The sequence below is a fragment of the Bdellovibrio sp. MYbb2 genome (assembly GCF_056175685.1).
Window position 1 is genome coordinate 240,229 of sequence record NZ_JBJKJI010000003.1, and the last position, 18,070, is coordinate 258,298.

At 48.8% G+C, this 18,070-nt stretch carries 21 protein-coding genes; 6 read left to right on the forward strand and 15 right to left on the reverse strand.

The genetic code is table 11. From position 1 onward, the window contains the following. Positions 1-32: 32 nt before the first annotated feature. The 9 genes from glyA to AC04MQ_RS15130 form a co-directional block, all read right to left on the reverse strand. Positions 33-1,280: a serine hydroxymethyltransferase gene (gene glyA, locus AC04MQ_RS15090; RefSeq protein WP_015091108.1), complete on the reverse strand. Its 1,248-nt coding sequence runs from the start codon at positions 1,278-1,280 to the stop codon at positions 33-35. A gap of 101 nt (positions 1,281-1,381) precedes the next feature. Further along, complete coding sequence (locus AC04MQ_RS15095) at positions 1,382-1,858, reverse strand: RpiB/LacA/LacB family sugar-phosphate isomerase (protein WP_475392480.1); 477 nt, start codon at positions 1,856-1,858, stop codon at positions 1,382-1,384. A gap of 3 nt (positions 1,859-1,861) precedes the next feature. Continuing rightward, positions 1,862-3,133 (reverse strand): beta-ketoacyl-ACP synthase II, encoded by a 1,272-nt coding sequence (gene fabF, locus AC04MQ_RS15100; protein ID WP_475392481.1) that lies wholly within the window; start codon positions 3,131-3,133, stop codon positions 1,862-1,864. Positions 3,134-3,139: 6 nt separating this feature from the next. Continuing rightward, entirely contained in the window at positions 3,140-3,376 is a 237-nt protein-coding gene (gene acpP, locus AC04MQ_RS15105; RefSeq protein WP_011164461.1) for an acyl carrier protein, read from the reverse strand. A gap of 115 nt (positions 3,377-3,491) precedes the next feature. Continuing rightward, entirely contained in the window at positions 3,492-4,241 is a 750-nt protein-coding gene (gene fabG, locus AC04MQ_RS15110; RefSeq protein WP_015091111.1) for a 3-oxoacyl-[acyl-carrier-protein] reductase, read from the reverse strand. Between the two features lie 78 nt (positions 4,242-4,319). Continuing rightward, positions 4,320-5,294, reverse strand: coding sequence for an ACP S-malonyltransferase (gene fabD / locus AC04MQ_RS15115; protein WP_475392482.1), 975 nt, complete (start codon positions 5,292-5,294; stop codon positions 4,320-4,322). Between the two features lie 3 nt (positions 5,295-5,297). Next, a complete protein-coding gene (locus tag AC04MQ_RS15120; RefSeq protein ID WP_041577586.1) occupies positions 5,298-6,293 on the reverse strand; it encodes a beta-ketoacyl-ACP synthase III in 996 nt (331 codons plus the stop codon). Between the two features lie 35 nt (positions 6,294-6,328). Continuing rightward, a complete protein-coding gene (rpmF, locus tag AC04MQ_RS15125; protein WP_015091114.1) occupies positions 6,329-6,514 on the reverse strand; it encodes a 50S ribosomal protein L32 in 186 nt (61 codons plus the stop codon). A 72-nt stretch (positions 6,515-6,586) separates the two neighbouring features. Beyond that, positions 6,587-7,144: a YceD family protein gene (locus tag AC04MQ_RS15130; protein ID WP_475392483.1), complete on the reverse strand. Its 558-nt coding sequence runs from the start codon at positions 7,142-7,144 to the stop codon at positions 6,587-6,589. Between the two features lie 173 nt (positions 7,145-7,317). Here AC04MQ_RS15130 and AC04MQ_RS15135 point away from each other — a divergent pair, with 173 nt between their 5' ends. Then, a complete protein-coding gene (locus AC04MQ_RS15135) occupies positions 7,318-8,181 on the forward strand; it encodes an alpha/beta fold hydrolase (protein WP_015091116.1) in 864 nt (287 codons plus the stop codon). 46 nt (positions 8,182-8,227) lie between these two features. On the opposite strand, the gene AC04MQ_RS15140 is transcribed toward AC04MQ_RS15135, so the two are convergent. Beyond that, on the reverse strand, positions 8,228-8,488 hold the full coding sequence (locus tag AC04MQ_RS15140; protein ID WP_015091117.1) for a metal-sensing transcriptional repressor: 261 nt from the start codon (positions 8,486-8,488) through the stop codon (positions 8,228-8,230). A gap of 29 nt (positions 8,489-8,517) precedes the next feature. Between AC04MQ_RS15140 and slc39 the strand changes: the two genes are divergently transcribed. Beyond that, positions 8,518-9,843: a ferreportin gene (gene slc39 / locus AC04MQ_RS15145; protein WP_475392484.1), complete on the forward strand. Its 1,326-nt coding sequence runs from the start codon at positions 8,518-8,520 to the stop codon at positions 9,841-9,843. Between the two features lie 4 nt (positions 9,844-9,847). On the opposite strand, the gene AC04MQ_RS15150 is transcribed toward slc39, so the two are convergent. The 4 genes from AC04MQ_RS15150 to AC04MQ_RS15165 are packed head-to-tail and all read right to left on the reverse strand — an operon-like array spanning position 9,848 to position 12,894. Further along, positions 9,848-10,780: an ABC transporter substrate-binding protein gene (locus tag AC04MQ_RS15150; protein WP_015091119.1), complete on the reverse strand. Its 933-nt coding sequence runs from the start codon at positions 10,778-10,780 to the stop codon at positions 9,848-9,850. After that, entirely contained in the window at positions 10,777-11,538 is a 762-nt protein-coding gene (locus tag AC04MQ_RS15155) for an ABC transporter permease (protein WP_015091120.1), read from the reverse strand. Before AC04MQ_RS15155 ends, AC04MQ_RS15150 begins: the two co-directional genes overlap by 4 nt. Next, the gene (locus AC04MQ_RS15160) at positions 11,535-12,281 is read right to left on the reverse strand and encodes an ABC transporter ATP-binding protein (protein ID WP_015091121.1); all 747 of its coding nucleotides are present in this window, start codon (positions 12,279-12,281) and stop codon (positions 11,535-11,537) included. Before AC04MQ_RS15160 ends, AC04MQ_RS15155 begins: the two co-directional genes overlap by 4 nt. 1 nt (position 12,282) lies before the next feature. Continuing rightward, positions 12,283-12,894 carry a 2OG-Fe(II) oxygenase family protein gene (locus AC04MQ_RS15165; protein ID WP_015091122.1) on the reverse strand — a complete coding sequence of 204 codons (612 nt, stop codon included), beginning with the start codon at positions 12,892-12,894 and terminating at the stop codon, positions 12,283-12,285. 192 nt (positions 12,895-13,086) lie between these two features. Between AC04MQ_RS15165 and AC04MQ_RS15170 the strand changes: the two genes are divergently transcribed. After that, entirely contained in the window at positions 13,087-13,419 is a 333-nt protein-coding gene (locus AC04MQ_RS15170) for a hypothetical protein (RefSeq protein WP_041577588.1), read from the forward strand. Here the strand turns inward: AC04MQ_RS15170 and AC04MQ_RS15175 are convergent, their stop codons facing one another. Then, on the reverse strand, positions 13,420-13,953 hold the full coding sequence (locus AC04MQ_RS15175) for a tyrosine-type recombinase/integrase (RefSeq protein ID WP_038449271.1): 534 nt from the start codon (positions 13,951-13,953) through the stop codon (positions 13,420-13,422). A 331-nt stretch (positions 13,954-14,284) separates the two neighbouring features. Between AC04MQ_RS15175 and AC04MQ_RS15180 the strand changes: the two genes are divergently transcribed. The 3 genes from AC04MQ_RS15180 (at position 14,285) to AC04MQ_RS15190 (ending at position 17,939) form a co-directional block, all read left to right on the forward strand. After that, positions 14,285-14,926: a hypothetical protein gene (locus tag AC04MQ_RS15180; RefSeq protein ID WP_475392485.1), complete on the forward strand. Its 642-nt coding sequence runs from the start codon at positions 14,285-14,287 to the stop codon at positions 14,924-14,926. After that, positions 14,923-16,695, forward strand: coding sequence for an arginine--tRNA ligase (gene argS, locus AC04MQ_RS15185; protein WP_475392486.1), 1,773 nt, complete (start codon positions 14,923-14,925; stop codon positions 16,693-16,695). Before AC04MQ_RS15180 ends, argS begins: the two co-directional genes overlap by 4 nt. A 113-nt stretch (positions 16,696-16,808) precedes the next feature. Beyond that, positions 16,809-17,939 carry a Glu/Leu/Phe/Val family dehydrogenase gene (locus AC04MQ_RS15190; protein WP_015091127.1) on the forward strand — a complete coding sequence of 377 codons (1,131 nt, stop codon included), beginning with the start codon at positions 16,809-16,811 and terminating at the stop codon, positions 17,937-17,939. The last annotated feature ends 131 nt before the right edge of the window (positions 17,940-18,070 follow it).

Genomic DNA, 18,070 nt, shown 5'->3' on the forward strand with positions numbered 1-18,070 from the left:
GCTTCGTAACACTTTGTCGGTTTGGGACGTGCTTAGTAAATCGGGAACTGCTTGCAAAGCTCTTTTACTTCTTCATGCACGCGGTTTTTCACGGCAGTATCTTCCGCATTATTCAGAACTTGGCCGATCCATTTAGCAATTTGCTTCATTTCAGAAGGACCCATTCCACGTGTGGTCAATGCTGGAGTTCCAATGCGAACACCACTGGTGACAAACGGAGAGCGCTTTTCATTTGGCACAGTGTTTTTATTCACAGTGATGCCGGCTTCATCCAAAGAATTTTCCGCAAGCTTCCCGGTGATTTCGCGATCGCTCAGATCCATCAGAATAAGGTGATTATCAGTACCGCCAGTCACAAGTTTGAAGCCTGCAGACAGCAGTTCTTCTGCCAAAACTTTTGCGTTGCTGACAACTTTGCCGGAATAATCTTTAAACTCTGGTTTAAGAGCTTCGCCGAAGGCCACGGCCTTGCCGGCAATCACGTGCTCTAGCGGACCACCCTGGATGCCGGGGAAGATACGCGAGTTCATGGTCTTGGCTTTTTCTTCTGAGTTCGTCAGAATCATACCGCCGCGAGGACCGCGCAAAGTTTTGTGAGTGGTCGTGGTGATGTAATCAGCATAGGGAACCGGGGACGGGTGATGGCCAGTTGCCACAAGACCCGCAAAGTGCGCCATGTCCACCAGCAACTGTGCGCCCACTTCATCAGCGATCTCTTTGAATTTTGCAAAATCCAAGGTGCGCGGATAAGCGCTGTAGCCTGCGATGATCAGCTTTGGCTGAGTTTCTTTCGCGGTGGCGCGGATTGTATCATAATTCAAACGACCTGTTTCCGGATCCAGCTTGTACGAAGCCGCTTTGAACAACATCCCGCTGAAGTTCACCGGAGATCCGTGAGTCAAATGCCCACCGTGAGAAAGATCCATGCCCAGGATGGTTTCGCCAGCTTTGCATGCCGCCAGATAAACACCCATGTTGGCTTGAGACCCAGAGTGCGGTTGTACGTTGGCATATTGAACGCCGAAAAGTTTTTTCGCTCTTTCAATGGCCAGGGACTCGACGGTGTCCACATTCACGCAACCACCATAGTAGCGTTTTCCTGGGTAACCTTCGGCATATTTGTTGGTCAGGATGGATCCTTGAGCTTCCATCACGGCTTTGGAGGTGTAGTTTTCAGAAGCGATCATTTCCAGACCGAACTGCTGACGTTCGGATTCTTTGTTGATGGCTGCCAGAATCTCGGGGTCAACCTGGGATAAAGTAAGTGATGTGGAATGCATAGACGGACTCCTTAACGCAGGTTCAAACTGCGTCTTGATTTTAGTCGTGATGTTAAATCAGATGATGAAAGTATCCCTTGAAAGACAGGAATTTAAAAGTCTCAACAACCAGTGTCGCTTGAAAGCTTGTCGACACGCTGCTGGTGGCGTCCACCGGCGAAGGAGGTCGACAGGAACGTTTGAAGCATCTTCACCGCATCATTGGGCGACGTGAAACGTTCGCTCAGGCAAAGAATGTTCGCATTATTATGTTCGCGGGACAGGCGGGCGATGTCGTTGTTCCAGCAAAGCGCCGCACGAATCTGTGGAAACTTGTTGGCGCGAATGGCCATACCCTGCCCAGAGCCACAGATCAAAAGACCCAGTGCCGGGCCTTTTTGAGAATCAATCAGATTGTTCTTTTGATTTTGAAGTTCCACTTTAACAACTTCGCGGCACACCTGATTGGCATAGTCCGGATAGTCGACAGAATCAGCGGAGTGAGTGCCCATGTCCTTCCATTGGATATCTGGAAGAGCCGCCATCACTTTAAGTTTTAAATCCAACCCAGCGTGATCGCAGCCAACATAGACAATCATTTCTTATCCTTCGTATTTCGAGAAGATCATGGAAGCGTTGGTTCCACCGAAACCAAAGCTGTTGTTGATGACATTGGTGATTTTACCTTTACGTGCCTCATTAGGAACGTAATCCAAATCACAGTCTTCACTTGGATTTTCCAAGTTGATCGTTGGTGGAGCCACCTGATCGCGAATTGCCATCACACAGAAAGCAGATTCAATTGCGCCAGCTGCACCCAACGCGTGACCCATCATGGATTTGGTGCTGGAAACCCAGACCTTTTTCGCATGATCACCCAGCAAGCGTTTGATTGCTGCGGTTTCAAGGCCGTCACCCACCGGCGTGCTTGTGCCGTGAGCGTTGATATAGTTGATGTCTTCCGCTTTCAGGCCAGAGTCTTTCAAAGCCATGGACATCGCCGCATAACCGCCAGCGCCTTCTGGAGCCGGTGAAGTCATGTGGTAAGCATCGGAGGAAACTCCGTAGCCTGTGATTTCGCAAAGAATGTTGGCGCCACGTTTAACCGCGTGCTCAAGGGATTCGATGCAAAGAACCGCCGCACCCTCTGCCAAAACAAACCCGTCACGGTCTTTATCCCAAGGACGGCTGGCTTTTTCAGGAGCATCATTGCGGGTGGACAGGGCGCGCATGGAAGCAAAGCCTCCGACAGCCAGTCCACAGATTGTGCTTTCTGCGCCACCTGCAAGCATCACATCAGTCACACCGTCGCGAATATAGCGAACAGCATCCCCGATAGAGTGAACACCTGAAGCACACGCTGAAGTCACAGAATAGTTAGGACCTTTCAGCCCCAACGAGATCGTCACCTGACCAGCGGCCAGGTTCGTGATCACAGAAGGGATGAAGAACGGACTGATACGGCCCGGTCCTCTTTCCTTCATTTTGATGGCGGTTTCTTCGATGTTCGCAAGACCACCGATGCCGACACCAATGATGACTCCCGCTTGATTCTTCACTTCTTCGGTCAGTTCCAGCTTGGCCATTTCCACGGCCATTTTGGAAGCTGCGATCGAGTAGTGAATGAACTCGTCCATTTTCTTTTGCTCTTTTTTCTCGACGTATTGGTCTGTGTTGAAACCCTTTACTTCGCCGGCAAAAGTCACATCAAAGCCTGTCGTGTCGAATTTGGTGATCTTGGCGATCCCAGATTGACCACGGGTTGCAGCTGCCCAGCTCTCCTCAATGGTGTTACCAAGGGGAGTGACTGCGCCTACTCCGGTGACGACAACTCTTCTCTGTGGTTTGGATGGACGTTCAAATCGGGAGTTCATAATGAATTAAGCTTTTCCTTTTTTCTCAAGGTAAGAAGCTACGTCTTGAACTGTCTTCAGCTTTTCAGCGTCTTCGTCAGGGATTTCAAGATCGAATTCTTCTTCCATTGCCATCACAAGTTCAACGATATCCAAGCTGTCTGCGCCCAGATCGTCGATGAAAGAAGCTTCCGCTTTAACTTTATCTGGATCTACGCCAAGTTGTTCAACGATGATATCTTTAACCTTTGGATGAATAGCCATTTATGCCTCCTAATAGTGCGTTCAATATTACTTAAATTACAAGTCTAGTCTAGTGTTAGAACTCTATCATGTCGCTCCTAGGCGATATGAAGTATTCGCGAGTTTATTCGCGAGCTTAGTTCATGTGCATTCCGCCGTTCACATCCAATGTGTGACCGGTGATGTACTTGGATTCGTCGCTCAAAAGGAAACGCACGGCTTGTGCCACATCGGATCCTTCGCCGATTTTTGCCAAGGGAATCTTATCCATCATTTTGGATTTTACATCTTCAGAAAGAACATCTGTCATTTCAGTTGCGATGTATCCAGGTGCCACGTTGTTCACGCGCACATTGCGGGAACCCAGTTCCAGTGCCACGGATTTGCTGAAAGCAATCGTGCCGGCCTTGGACGCTGCATAGTTCGCCTGACCTGCGTTGCCAGTCTCGCCAATGATAGACACGATGTTCACGATGGAACCTTTACGTGCTTTCATCATTGGTTTGGTAAAGGCTTTGGTCACCAGGAAGGTGCCGCGCAGATTGGTGTTCACCACGGAATCGAAATCTTCTGCTTTCATGCGCAGAAGCAATCCGTCTTTGGTGATGCCGGCATTGTTCACAACGCCGTCGATGTCGCTCCATTTTTCCAGAATGTGATCTACAGCAGAGTTCACAGATTCTTCGTTCGCGATATCCATTTTGATGTAGAAGTGACCTTCGCCGGTCAAAGAGTGAGCCACCTGTTGAGCGGCCTCTTCGCGGGAAGAGTAAGTGAAGGCAACCTGAGCGCCTTCATCAGCAAGAAGCTTAACGATAGCAGCGCCAATTCCGCGGCTGCCACCAGTGACAACAATTTTCTTTCCTTGAAGCGACTTTCCGCTCATGTGCAAAATCCTTTTAAGCAATAACCTGTGTTGTTTTCAGCACACTGTGACCGAACTCCGAATAAAGCTCAAGAAATTTTAATGACTCGTAGCTTTCAGAAATTCTTCAATAATTTTCACATCTTCGATGGAAGTTGTCGTCATGACTTTGAAGAAATCCGCATCGATCTTTTTCAGCAGGCCCTGAAGGACTTTGCCAGCGCCACACTCGATAACTTGAGAGTGACCCATGCCTTTAAGAACTTCCATGCTCTGAGTCCAGCGCACAGGGGCTGACACCTGACGAATCAGATTTTCACGCAGGATGGAACCGTCGGTTTCAGCTTTGGCGTGGAAGTTTTGAATGATCGGGAAGGTCGCTGTTTCAAATTTCATCGCGGTCAGGACTTCTCTCATCTTGTCTTCGGCAGGCTTCATCATTTCACAATGGAAAGGAGCCGAAACAGTCAATGGGATAAGCTTTGCGCGTTTTGGGGCTTCTGCAAAAATCAACTCTGGTTTGAAGTTGTCCTTCAGCCAGTTGATGGCTTTTTGTGAACCGGAAATAACGATTTGCCCTGGGGAATTGAAATTGGCAGCTGACAATGGACCCACGCCGGAGTTTTTCACAACGTAGTTACAAAGTGTTTCAACCTGATCAGGCTCAAGACCCAACACAGCCACCATGCCGCCTTGACCCACTGGAACGGCAGACTGCATCGCCTGACCACGGGTTTTTACCGCGCGCATGGATTCGTCAAAACGAGTCACGCCCGCTGCGACAAGGGCTGCGTATTCGCCGATAGAGTGGCCAGCAGCCACAGACGCTTTCACGCCGAATTCTTTCGTCAGCACACGTTGAGTGGCTGTGGAGACCAACAGCAAAGCGGGTTGTGTGTTCTCGGTTAAAGCCAAGTCAGCTTCAGAACCTTCGAAGCACAGCTTTTTCATGTCTTGCTTCAGAGCTTCGGAACCTTCTTCGAAAGTTTCCTGAGCGACCTTGAAGTTTTCAAACAAAAAACGGCCCATGCCAGGTTGCTGGCTGCCTTGTCCTGGGAATACCAATGTAAACATTTTTTAGTACCTCAATAGAATACTGCCGGAAGTAAGACCTGCACCGAATGCGGTAAGCAAAATAGTCTGACCCCGTTTGATCTTGCCGTTTTTAACAGCCCAATCGAATGCAAGAGGGATGGAAGCTGCGGATGTGTTACCAGTTTCCTGGAGATACACGATCACACGTTCCATTGGGAATTTAAATTGATCTGCAACCGCCTCGATGATGCGCTTGTTGGCCTGGTGAGGAACAATCCAGTCGACCTGTTCAGGTGCAACCTTGTTGTGTTCCAGAGCCTCTTGGCAGCAGGACGCCATCGTGCGAACCGCGTTCTTAAAAATATCGCGGCCCTTCATGGTCATGAAGTGCAGGCCTTTGTCGATGGCTTCGTGGGATTGCGGGATTCTGCTGCCGCCCGCTGGAAGGATCAGAAGATCCGCCAGGTTGCCGTCGGCGCGCAGGTGAGAGCTTTCAATAACGTTCGTCTGGCCTTCCGCTGCACGGGACACGACCCACGCCCCAGCACCGTCTCCGAAAAGAATGCAGGTTTCGCGGTCTTTGTAGTTCATGTAGCGGGAAAGGACTTCCGCACCGATAACCAGGATGTTTTTGTACATGCCTGTGCGGATGAATTGGTCGGCAATGCTGACGCCGTAGAGGAAGCCGGAGCAAGCTGCGTTCAAGTCCACAGCCATGATGTTTTTTGCTCCAAGTTTCGCTTGGACAAAGCACGCAGTGGACGGCATTTGATGGTCACCAGTTACGGTGCCCACCAGAATCATATCGATATCTTCGACTTTTAGATTAGCATCTTCCAGAGCGCGCTTGGCGGCGATGACACAAAGATCAGAAGTGGCCTGATCTTCGGAGGCGATATGGCGGCGTTCGATCCCGGTTCTTTCAACGATCCACTGATCGTTGGTTTCTACCATCTTTTCAAGATCCGTGTTTGAAAGGATCTTTTCAGGTAGATAGGAGCCTATCCCTGAAACTCGAGATCGATACATTCCTGCCATGGAGTCAACCTATTCTGTTCTGTTATGAAGCGAGATTACTTCGCTGCGCTGATTTGTTTGCCTTTGTAGTACAAAGCACCGTCAGCACTTTTGTGTGCGCGGTGAGGGCGAACAAGTTCACCAGTCTTTTTTTCTACAGCGATAGCTGGAGCAGTAAGACCGTCGTGAGAGCGGCGCATGTCACGCTTGGAGCGGGATGTTTTCTTCTTAGGAGTTGGCATTTCAAACCTCGTTTTAAATCAGTATTTAGCAAAGCACGTTAATTTAACCAAAGAACAATAAAAATCAACAATTTAATTGAGTTTTAAATTCTTTAGAGCCGCAAATGGATTCTGGGGCTTTTCTACAGGCATTTGTTCTTCGCAGATAAGACCTTGTCCTGACTCGGGAATTCTGCAATCTGAGGGTTTTCCGTCTTCGCCAATTTCCGGACATGCCGGATTAAAAGGCGCAGCAAGAGCAACCACTTCATGCAGGTATTCGCTCATATCAAAAACCATATTTTCGTATTCAGAAACCTCAGGACCGCCTTCTGGCAGGTCGCTGACATGGTTCACCTTGGAATACTTGCTGGCGCGGGGCTGTTCGCGCTTAGGGATCAGGATTTCGTGGAATCTTTCGCTGACCGGCAAATTGAAGTCATTTCCGCAGCGGGAGCAGACTTCCGGGGATTTGGTCTTGATTTTCCCGGTCAGTTCGAAGTCCTTGGAATTCAAAGGTTTAATGAAAAACTCAGCGTCGTAGGCGTTTTTGCCCACGATGTCGGCCAAAACCGCATTGGCTTCGCCAGTTTGAGTGGTCCAGTGATAGGCGCGGCCTTCTTCAGGGACTTCAGTCAATTTGATCTTCATAGAAACTCCTCAGCTTCCCCAAAAGGCCTCTTTGGGCCCATAGTGCATTGTAATCGGGGAACGGGACTTTGTAGTGAATTTGGAGCGGTTGGTCAAGGACTGATTTCGTCTAGTGGGTCTTGCGGGGCTCTATGGCGGGAGTAGGCTTTAATTGAAAGCTAAAGGGGGTCTATATGGCTACTTTAAGACTGCATGGACATGAGTATTACTTTGAAGATCATGGCCCCAAAGACGCCCCCTGCATCGTGCTGAGTCCTCTTGTTTATACAGACACCACTGTTTATGAGCCCATCGCCCGCATCCTGGCGGACGACTATCGTGTGATCACTTATGATCACCGCGGCTTGGGTCGCAGCGAACACACTGTCAGCCCCAGCCTGGAAAGCGGCGCCAAGGACGTGGCGGCTCTTATTGAACAGCTGGGTGTTGGACCCTGCCACTTTGTAGGAAACTGTCTGGGAGCCTATATCGGACTGCAACTGGCCATCCATCGATCTGATCTGCTGAAAAGCTGCACGTTGATGGGGGCCGTCGCTGAGGGTGAAAGCGATGAAACCATCAAAGCCATGGAAGGCTTTGTCGCCAATATCAAGAAAGAAGGAATGAAAGCAGGGGTTGGTGACTTCGCTAAAATGTGGTTCGGAGACACCTTCCGCGCCACCAAAGATCCAATTCAAGTCAGCCGCCGTGAAAAATGGCTGAGTCATATCAAACACATGAAGCCAGAGGAAATGGATTCGGCTTTGCAAATCTTCCGCCGAACCGACATGAGCGAAGACCTGAATAAAGTGCATTGTTCTGTTCTGGTTCTGGCTGGTGATGAGGATTCACCTTCAAATCTGGAAGCTTACCGCCGTCTGGCCAAAGCTCTTCCGGCCGGTGAATACAAAACCATCCACCACGCGGGTTTTGCCCTTGTGATCGAACAACCTGAAGAGGTCGCCGAAAACATCCGCACCTTCGTGGGTAAAGTCGAACGTCATCTGAAACATCAATTCAAACAAGCTCCGCTGGGTTTTGATGCCCGCGCGATGTGAAGTTAGGTTCGAAGGCCCTCTGCAGGCAGCAGGGGGCCTTCTTTATTTAGATATATTTGGTGATTTCCTTGATCTCGTCCAAATCAAGGTCCTTGTGGTTGCCATCCAGGCAGTGCTCGATGTGATCGTGAATATAAACGCTTTTTGCCGCTGACAGGGCTTTGGTGACCGCGTGCAGTTGGCGGGCCACATCAACGCAGGCGCGTTCGTCAGCAATCATTTTAATGACAGTTTCCAAGTGGCCTTTGGCGCGCTTCAGGCGTTTGGAGACATCCTCGTGACTTGCATGTTGCTTTTTGTGTGACATGAAACTAGTATCCCCTCCCGGGGGATGGGATGTCAACGAAAGTCCAGAGCTTGTTCCGAATTGAAACTCAACTGTTGGTGGGAAGATTGTTAACCAGATCCGGCGATCAGGCCTGGGACTTTGTTGTGCCCTTTGCCTTGCTGGTTATCTTTCCGGGAAAACTGCAGGTTGCTGCATTTTATTATCTTATAGTGAAGATCGGGACCTTTCTATTGACCCCTTCCAGTGGAAAATGGATCGATACTCACCCTCGCATTCAGGTGGTGAAGTGGGGCGTCTGGCTGCAGTTTTTTGCCATTCTTGCGGGCATGGTGTTTTTCGGAATGCTGGATAATCTTGTTCGCGATGGGGGCCGCGATTCGTGGTTGTTGCCTGTGCTGTTTGTCGCTCTGGCGTTATCGGGGGTTATGGCTTCTCTGGGGTCACAGATCACGGATATATCTGTTGGGAATGATCTGGCTCCGTCTCTGGTGGCGCCGGAAGAACTAACCCAGTTCAACAGCTGGTTGCGCCGAATTGATCTGGCCACCGAGGTGGGGGCGCCGATTCTGGCCGGAACTTTGTTTGCATTTCATCCAGCACAGCTTCCATTGGCGGGTCTGTTCCTGATTGGTCTTTGGAATTTGATATCTTTTGTTCCTGAATATTTCCTTTTAAAAAATGTGATTCAAAAATCAGGATTAAAGGTCAAGGCTCTTGCTCAGGTGCAGAGCTGGAAAGAAACCTTCCAGATCAAGCTGCACGGTTCTTTTGCAGATCCCATTTTCTGGCTGATTTTAAGTTATGCCTTGTTGTGGCTGTCGGTATTAAGTCCGCATGGAGTTTTGTTGGCCGCCTACTTAAAGGATGAAATGAGGCTTCCGGAAGCAGAGATCGGCCTTTTCCGCGGGCTGGGCGCTGTCTTTGGTCTGATTTCGACGGTGAGTTTTCCTTATCTGGTCCGTCAACTGGGTTTGATCCGCAGCTCGCGATGGCATTTGGGTTTTCAGGGGCTTACCCTGACAATCGGAATCGTGGCTTTTGCGATGGGATCGGTGGCTTCGGTGTATGTGTTTTTGGGATGTATTTTACTTTCGCGGGTGGGACTTTATGGATTTTCCAACGGGGAGTTCGAGCTTCGTCAAAGACTTATCCCCGAAGGTCGTCGCGGGGAATTGAACTCGCTCAGTTCTTTGATGACTACGTCAGCCACCTTGATTTTATTTGCGGCTGGCAGTCTGCTTCCGCGAACGGAAGACTTTAAATATCTGGTTTACTTGTCGCTGATTGCGGTGCTTGTGGCGAATGTGGTCTTTATCAAATGGTCCAGCAGGCAGGGGGCACCCTTAAGATCTGCTGAACCGGTTGAACCCTGAGGGCCTATTTTACGTATAGGTCCGAGGCTTTCGGAGTCGATTTGATTAGCTTTAGTTTTTTCATCTGCTGAACCAGGGTGTCCCAGCGTTCGTCCGTCATGGACCCCACCACAACGCCCGTGGTTTCAATCAAAGGCTTTTGGATATCGGCGGCTTTGTTAAAGGTTGTCAGATCAATGGCCTTGTTCAATGTGGCCATATGTTCATTCGTGGCTTTTGGATCCTTCAGGTAATGCGCCCAGCCTTCTCGGGTCGCCGTCAGAACTTTTTGCACCAGCTCGGGTTTGTTTTTCAGGGTTTCTTCCGTGGTGGCCAGAACCACCAAATAGGGATTGAAACCTTCATCAGCAATCAGGAAGTTCTTCACCTTGGCGCCGGCTTTTTCCGCGCTTAAAGGCTCAATGGTGATAAAACCCTGCTGGGAAAAAGTCATGTCGTTCACAAAGTTGCTGACGCCACCCAAGTAAGGCACCACACGGACTTTGGGCTTTCCGAATTTCTGCACCAGGAACTGATAGTATGGCAGGCCTGATTGCATGGACAGGAAGCCTTCGTTGGTGAAAACATCTTTCAGGCTTTTAAAGTTTCTTTCTGCATGGGTCATTACGATGTACGGGGACTTTTGGTAAACCGCGAACAAGGCTTTGACCTTGTTCACTTTGTTTTTGTCCTGGGAAATGATCAGTTCATCTGCGCTGACGATGGCAAAATCAACTTTGTTGTTAGCCAGCATCTGCACGGTGGGAGTTCCGGATCCACCTTCAAGGATCTGTACGTCCAGGCCTTGCGTCTTATAGAAGCCCTGTAAAGAGGCGGCATAGAAGCCACCAAACTCGGGCTCAGCCTTCCAGTTCAGCGCCAGTGTTGCGGGTGCATTGGCGGCAAAGGCTGCTGATGTCATCAGAACAGAAATCAAAAGGGTGATCATGGTTTTCATAATTCTCCTTGCGTGTAAGAGGCTAGCGGGCGGCGGCTCAGTATTAACTTATGAAGCAAAGCCCAGGCGCCCATTAATAGAAGTCCCATCAGTGATAACAATAAAAGCGCACCAAAGACAATATCGACCCGTTGCTGGGTGCGCGCAGAATCAATCAGGGCCCCCAGGCCACCACCGGCCACAAACTCCCCGGCAATGGCGCCGATAATCGACAGGCCCGTTGAGATTTTAAGACCGGAATAAATATAACTGTAAGCATGGGGAAGTTTTAATTTCCACAGGGTCTGCAAACGAGTGGCGCGATAAATTCGAAACAGGTCTTTTTGTGATTCGCTGACACTTTCAAGACCCATCAGGGTGTTGGCGATAATCGGGAACAGTGACACGATAAAGCTTGAGGCAATGACCGTGGGTGCGCCAAAGCCGAAATAGATCACCAGCAAAGGCGCAATGGCAATGATCGGCACAGTTTGGAAAAACACGGCAAACGGCAAAATGGCCCGCTTCAAAGTTTCAGACAAAGAAAACACAAATGAAATCAGTCCACCCATCAGAACACTTAAACCCAATCCCGCAAGAACATTGATCAGGGTTTCTTTGAAGGCGACGCCAAAGTCAGCGCGAAGCTCGTGCAAAGTTGTGATGACAGTGGAAGGGGAGGGCAGCAGGGTCTCACTCACCCACCCGCCACGAGTCAGAATTTCAAGACTTAAGGTCAATATCACAAAGCTGATAAAGGCCGGCAGAAAACGTTTCACGCGCGCAGCCTTTCAGAAAGTCCTTCAACGATCTTATTGAAACCTTCCGAGGTTCTTAGGTGTTCCTGCCGTTTTTCTGGTAAGGCCAGTTTTTGATCAAAAACGATGGGTGCTCCCTGCCCCTTTAACATCACCACACGTTCTGACAAGAACGCGGATTCAAACAGGGAATGCGTCACAAACACGACCGTCATGCGTTCGGAATGCCAAAGTTCATGAAGCTGGTTTTGCATTTCAAAACGGGTGCTTTCATCCAAAGCCGCAAAGGGTTCATCCATCAGTAAAAGCTTCGGGGAATTCACCAGCGCACGAGCCAAAGACACACGCATTTTCATTCCGCCAGACAGTTGATGGGGGAAAAGATGCTGGGCTTCGGTTAAGTGGACTTTTTTTAGTGCGGCCAGGACTTTGTTCTTACGTTCTTCGTCCGGCAGGTTTTTAAAAGTATGATTCAGTTCAAACGGCAGATGCACATTTTCATAAACAGTTCGCCATGCCAGCAGGTTGGGTTCCTGAAAAACAAAGCTGGAAGGGGCGTCTGGCATCGTCAGCTTCACGCTTCCAGAGTTGGCGGATTCAAGGCCGGCCATGAGTCTTAGCAATGTGGACTTGCCACATCCCGAAGGCCCCACAATTGAAATAAATGAACCGGGTTCAACAGTCAGGTCCATGTTTTCAATCACGGACCTTTTGCCGAAGTGCTTGCTCAGTTTTTCAATATGAATTCCCTGGGCGCTATTCACTTTACACCCAGTCGTAGTTAAAGCTGATGCTGATGCGTTCTTTGTTGGAATCGTTTTTGGGAACTTCATGGCGCAACCAGGATTCAAACAGCACCACATGACCTTCCTGAGGCTCTAGCGAGTGATAGCGCTGGTTGTGAACCTTGGCGTTGTGCTTGCGTGGAGGTGACGCCATAAACGAATCCAGGCGCGGATCCTCGAATTTGATCGCCGAGCAGTTTTTCGGTGTCTGAACATAATAAGTCCCGCTGATCACAGAAAGTGGATGCAAGTGCATGGTGTGAATCACATCTGTCGGCATGATGTTCACCCAACACGAAGACATGCGCAGCTCTTTTGGGTCAATGTCCATTTCAAGATGTTTTACGAACTTGCGAACGTGTTTGTTGATCTCTTTTTCAAGATCCCCAAAGGTGGACGAAAACTGGTGCAACTGGCTCATGGATCCGTAAGAGGTGAAGCCGCCTTTGTAGTTCTTTTGCGACCAGATCTGACCTTCTTCATCGACTTCGGCAATTTTCACGGACTCTTGTTTCAGGTCCTTGTTCAGGGATTTGTCTTTGCTCGCCAAGGGAGCATAGTAAACGAAGGTGGGGAAGAGTGTTTTTATCATTTTGAGACACCTAAATGCTTGTAATTGCGTGTTTTCACCATAGGTCTAAATCTGTGTCATTACAAGAATTGATAACTACTTCTTTGACAGTTGTAAGGGGTTTTTGCGGGTGAAGGGGTTGTAAAACAATAGGCAGGGGGCTCGTTTGGCACTGCCCTTGCTTTATAAGTCTGTATCAGCAAGGAGCTAAGTATGAAGAAGCAAGTAGTTATCGCCGTAATGACCCTGATCCCAGCAATCAGTTTTGCCAAGATCTCGGATTTCAACGCTTTGATCAGCGAAAATTCCAAGGCGCAAAACGAGCTTCATAATACGGTTCAACACAACCTTGAGGCGTCCCGCGAACAAGCTGCTGCAGCTGAAGTGCGCGAGCGTATCGTGGTGGTTGAAAACTCTGGCTCTTCTTACAATGCTCCAACCAGAAAAGATCTTTTGGCCTTCAAAAAGGAAAAGATCAGCCACCGTGCTTCAGAAGAAAAGCAGTTTGACCGCCTGGCTTCTGAAATCCGCGGCATGGAAGACTAATTAAAGGATCAATTTACGTAGCTCTTGCTGAGAATATACGTAATCCGCATAAACCATGGTGTTGGTGATGTTTCGATGTCCCAACGCCACCTGGACCAGTCGCAAATCCTTCGTTTTCTGATACAGCTCAATCGCAAACGTGTGCCTTAAGGCGTGAAACTTCTTTGGTACGGGGCGATACATTTCCCAGACCTGATAAAGCCGATTGTACGAAATAGGAAAAACCGACGTTCCGCCCTGGTTTTCGGCGAAGCGATGAAGTCGGCTGAAAAGATCAGAATGAACCGGAATTTCGCGGTCATTCGACCCCTTTAGGCCCCTAATGAATATGCTTTCATCGTAGGGGTTCAAATCCGCCCGCTGAATATTGAGAACTTCCTGAGCCCGGGCGCCAGTTCGCAAAGCCGTCCAAATCATCAAACAGTTGCGTGGATCCTTATCCTGAAAATCTGTGAGAATTTTTCGCAAACGTTCCGATTCGGGAGCGAGAAGATATTTGTTCTTATTAAGTTGATACCGAGGTGCCGTAGCCATAACTCATCATTCAAAAGTCGAGAGAGCTTTGACAAGGGCTTATTCGCAACGCACCGCATCCAAAGTGTTGATGGGTAAATAATTTGTGTTTAGTCGTGGTGTATTGTAATATATGCAGTGCATTATGGCGGTCGGGCCAAATATCACCAATATAATATATCAATAAAAACATATACTTAATACTAAAGCTTATAACTATAAGCTTTAGGCGGATTTGAAAAAGGGGTGCCTGGAGTACCCCCGGAAGGATTCTTTCGTGGTTTCAATGACTTAGCTTGACCCCTCAAACACCCTTCTGGAAAGATATCTGTATTATACAACGCTAATTATTGTGAATAACAACACTAATATTGTGAAATACAACGGTCCAGAAGGGGTTTGTATGCAGGGTGAGGTTCAGGAGCCAGATCAGGATCAGCTTCAAAAGGGTGCCTTTGACGAGGGGTTTATCGAGGATGATTTGAACCCTCGATCCAAGACGTCTTTGCGTATGAATTACGAAGCCCAGGTCACGGTCATTCAAAGGCAGATCGGCAATCTGGAGCAAATTCGGGGGGATTTAGGCCTTTCACAACGCAAAATTTCGCAACTTTTGATGGTTGATCCATCCAGTTGGACCCGCTGGGTAAAACAAGGCGATGAGGCTCCCCCGCATATTTGGAGGGCTTTGCAGTGGTATTTGGCCCTGCGAGAAAAGATCCCCGGGCTTACGCCCAATTATTTCCTGGGTTCAAGTCCTCAGGTTCTGCATCAAAAAGCTCTTCAGGAAGTGGATTTAGAACGCCAAGCCCGTCGCGAAGAGATTGAAAAACTGTCTTTGGAGCTTCGCGGAGTGTTTTCCGAGCGGGAAAAGCTGAAATCAGAGCTTCAGGAATTGAAAAAAGACCTGAAATTCCACAGAAATATCAGTATAGTTGTGCTTCTTATTGGTCTGGCTTGGGCTGGCGTATTTTTCTTCTGGAAAGGTCTATGATTAAACACGACTCCATTCGATTGCTTGCGACGAACTTACTTAAAGATGCAGCTATGCGCGCTTATCCAAATGAGTTGGCGGCTTTAAACATCAATCTTGAAGATGAAATCTATAAATCCCTGGTGAATCCACCTAAATCCGAACTGGGCGATCTGGCCTTTGGCTGCTTTATTTTGGCTAAGCATCTGAAAAGCGCCCCACCACAGTTGGCGGCAAAGTTGACCGAAGAGTTGGTAAGATTCTCCGGCGCGAAAGTGTCGGCGGTTGCGGCGGGTCCTTATATTAATATTCGTTTTGATGAACAGACTCATGGCGAACAGGTTTTGGCGAGCATTCTGGATGGCAGCTTCTTTAAAAAGCCGCTGATGGAAAAATCCCCAAAAACCATGATCGAGTATTCCCAGCCCAACACGCATAAAGAGCTTCATGTGGGGCATATGCGTAACCTTTGCCTGGGTGATGCGATTGTTCGCATGCTTCGCTATAGCGGCCGTGAAATCGTTTCTTCGACGTTCCCGGGTGATATGGGAACACACGTGGCGAAGTGTCTTTGGTATATGAAAAAGCACAATCAAGAGCCCGTTCCTGCCACTGAAAAAGGTGAATGGCTGGGCCGCATGTATTCCAAGGCCAATTTGTTGTTGGAAGATCAAAACGGCACACCTCAGGAAGATATCAATCGTCAGGAACTGACAGCGATTCTGCATCAGCTGGAAGGCAAGACCGGTCCCTACTATGATCTATGGCTTGAGACCCGCGAATGGTCCATCGAGCTGATGAAGAAGGTCTATGCCTGGGCGGATGTGACGTTTGATGAATGGTACTTTGAATCCGTAATGGATTCTCCGTCTGCAGCATGGGTAAAGCAGCTTTACGCTGAAGGCAAACTTGAGATGTCTCAAGGCGCTATCGGTAAAGATCTGGAGTCTGAAAAGCTGGGCTTCTGCATGCTTTTGAAATCTGATGGTACCGGTCTTTATGCGACGAAAGATTTGTTGCTGGCGAAGCACAAGTTTGAAGATGTGAAGATTGAAAAAAGCGTTTATGTCGTCGATATGCGCCAGGCTTTGCATTTCAAACAGGTCTTCCGCGTGCTGGAAATCCTGGGCTTTGAGCAGGCCAAGAACTGCTTCCATCTTCAGTACAACTATGTCGAACTTCCGGATGGCGCGATGAGTTCCCGTAAAGGCAATATCGTGCCGTTGCGCGAGCTGGTTCACCGCATGGAAGATCACGTGAAGACCACTTACCTCAGTCGTTATAAAGGTGAATGGACTGAAGCTGATATTGAGAAAATCGCCGGCCAAGTGGCCAAGGGTGCTATTTTCTATGGCATGCTTCGCATGGACACTAATAAAAAGATCGTCTTTGATATGAATGAATGGTTGAAACTGGACGGGGAGTCCGGACCGTTTGTGCAATATTCTTACGCACGTATCTCCAGCCTGGGTCGTAAGTTCCCACGCACGGCCGGCAGCAAAGTTGACTGGAGTCGTTTGACTCACGCTTCTGAAAGACAGCTGATGCAGTCTTTGGGTGGCTTCAATACAGCTATTGCGGCAGCGGCAGAAAACTTCAAGCCTGCGGCGATTTGCAGCTATCTTTATGATCTGGCAAAGAGCTTCAACGTCTTCTATCATGAGTGCCCGATCGGCACTGAAGCTGATGTGGCAACTCGCGAAGCACGTCTGGCTTTGAGCGAAGCTGTCGGTATGACTCTGAAAAATGGTCTGGCTGTTCTTGGTATGCCAGCACCGGAGAAAATGTAGATATAAATGAGAAAACAGGCCTCTAAATGAAAATTTGGAGGCCTGAGCTAATACCCCGCATTAACGCTAGTCTTTTTACTCAATTGGACCCATGATCTTTCGGCAATTCAAAAATGAAGGAGCCTACATTGGGAACTTTTGAGATTATCTCTAAGCATGGTGATCATGAGCAGGTTGTTTTCTGTAACGACCCTCATGTTGGTTTGAAAGCGATCATCGCTATTCACAACACCTCTTTGGGGCCTGCACTAGGCGGCACCCGTATGTGGAACTATAAGAACGAAGACGAGGCTCTTGTTGACGTTCTTCGTTTGTCCAAAGGTATGACTTATAAAGCAGCTGCTTCCGGCCTGAATCTGGGCGGTGGTAAAGCAGTTATCATCGGCGATCCTAAGACTCAAAAGTCTGAAGGTCTGTTCCGTGCTTTCGGTCAGTTCGTGAACTCTCTGAACGGTAAATACATCACTGCTGAAGACGTTGGTACGTCTGTTCAGGACATGGAGCACATCTACATGGAGACTCCTTGGGTGACTGGTATTCCTAAGGACTTCGGTGGTTCCGGCGATCCATCTCCGTACACTGCACACGGTGTATTGATGGGTATCAAAGCTTCCGCTAAAGAAAAATTCGGCACCGACGCTTTGAAAGGCCTTCATATCGCCGTTCAAGGTCTGGGTAACGTGGGTTCCAACCTGGTGAAATACCTGGTTGAAGAAGGCGCTGTGATCACAGTGGCTGATATCGACATGAACCGCACTAAAAACGTGGCTGACAAATTCGGCGCTAAAGCTGTCAGCTCTGATGACATTTTGTTCACAGAGTGTGACATCCTGGCACCATGTGCATTGGGCGCGGTCGTGAATGATCAGTCCATCACTAAATTGAGAACTAAAGTTATCGCTGGTGGCGCGAACAACGTATTGGCTGAAGCCCGTCACGGTGATCAGTTGAAAGAACTGGGCATCTTGTATGCTCCGGACTACGTGATCAACGCCGGTGGTCTGATGAACGTATTCGTTGAACTAGAGGGCTACTCTCCAGAGCGCGCCTTCGAAAAGACAAAACGCGTTTACGACAACATCCTTAAAGTTTACGAAATCGCAAAACGTGACGGTATCGGGACACACACCGCTGCGGACCGTTTGGCCGAAGAGCGTATCAACACAATTGGTCGCCTAAAACAACGCCACCCAGGCAAATCTTCCCGCGCGTTCACCACGCTGCGTGAAGTTCATAATCGCTAGTAGCGGCAGAGCTGGAGTGCCGGCAGGCACGCAAGCTGAAGCAGCTTAAAATTGGGGTCGAAAGACCCCTTTTTTTATGCGCCGAGTGATAGCATTCATTACGGCCCGTTTTCTTGACATCCCCTCTGGAC

Bases quoted from the DNA above. Each gene is read 5' to 3' on its own strand.
- AC04MQ_RS15095 (WP_475392480.1), bottom strand. From the start codon at position 1,858: ATGATTGTCTATGTTGGCTGCGATCACGCTGGGTTGGATTTAAAACTT.
- AC04MQ_RS15135 (WP_015091116.1), top strand. From the start codon at position 7,318: ATGGCTACTTTAAGACTGCATGGACATGAGTATTACTTTGAAGATCAT.
- fabF (WP_475392481.1), bottom strand. From the start codon at position 3,133: ATGAACTCCCGATTTGAACGTCCATCCAAACCACAGAGAAGAGTTGTC.
- AC04MQ_RS15170 (WP_041577588.1), top strand. From the start codon at position 13,087: ATGAAGAAGCAAGTAGTTATCGCCGTAATGACCCTGATCCCAGCAATC.
- argS (WP_475392486.1), top strand. From the start codon at position 14,923: ATGATTAAACACGACTCCATTCGATTGCTTGCGACGAACTTACTTAAA.
- AC04MQ_RS15140 (WP_015091117.1), bottom strand. From the start codon at position 8,488: ATGTCACACAAAAAGCAACATGCAAGTCACGAGGATGTCTCCAAACGC.
- AC04MQ_RS15175 (WP_038449271.1), bottom strand. From the start codon at position 13,953: ATGGCTACGGCACCTCGGTATCAACTTAATAAGAACAAATATCTTCTC.
- AC04MQ_RS15190 (WP_015091127.1), top strand. From the start codon at position 16,809: ATGAAGGAGCCTACATTGGGAACTTTTGAGATTATCTCTAAGCATGGT.
- fabG (WP_015091111.1), bottom strand. From the start codon at position 4,241: ATGAGCGGAAAGTCGCTTCAAGGAAAGAAAATTGTTGTCACTGGTGGC.
- AC04MQ_RS15150 (WP_015091119.1), bottom strand. From the start codon at position 10,780: ATGAAAACCATGATCACCCTTTTGATTTCTGTTCTGATGACATCAGCA.
- rpmF (WP_015091114.1), bottom strand. From the start codon at position 6,514: ATGCCAACTCCTAAGAAGAAAACATCCCGCTCCAAGCGTGACATGCGC.
- glyA (WP_015091108.1), bottom strand. From the start codon at position 1,280: ATGCATTCCACATCACTTACTTTATCCCAGGTTGACCCCGAGATTCTG.
- AC04MQ_RS15120 (WP_041577586.1), bottom strand. From the start codon at position 6,293: ATGGCAGGAATGTATCGATCTCGAGTTTCAGGGATAGGCTCCTATCTA.
- acpP (WP_011164461.1), bottom strand. From the start codon at position 3,376: ATGGCTATTCATCCAAAGGTTAAAGATATCATCGTTGAACAACTTGGC.
- AC04MQ_RS15130 (WP_475392483.1), bottom strand. From the start codon at position 7,144: ATGAAGATCAAATTGACTGAAGTCCCTGAAGAAGGCCGCGCCTATCAC.
- AC04MQ_RS15165 (WP_015091122.1), bottom strand. From the start codon at position 12,894: ATGATAAAAACACTCTTCCCCACCTTCGTTTACTATGCTCCCTTGGCG.
- fabD (WP_475392482.1), bottom strand. From the start codon at position 5,294: ATGTTTACATTGGTATTCCCAGGACAAGGCAGCCAGCAACCTGGCATG.
- slc39 (WP_475392484.1), top strand. From the start codon at position 8,518: ATGTCAACGAAAGTCCAGAGCTTGTTCCGAATTGAAACTCAACTGTTG.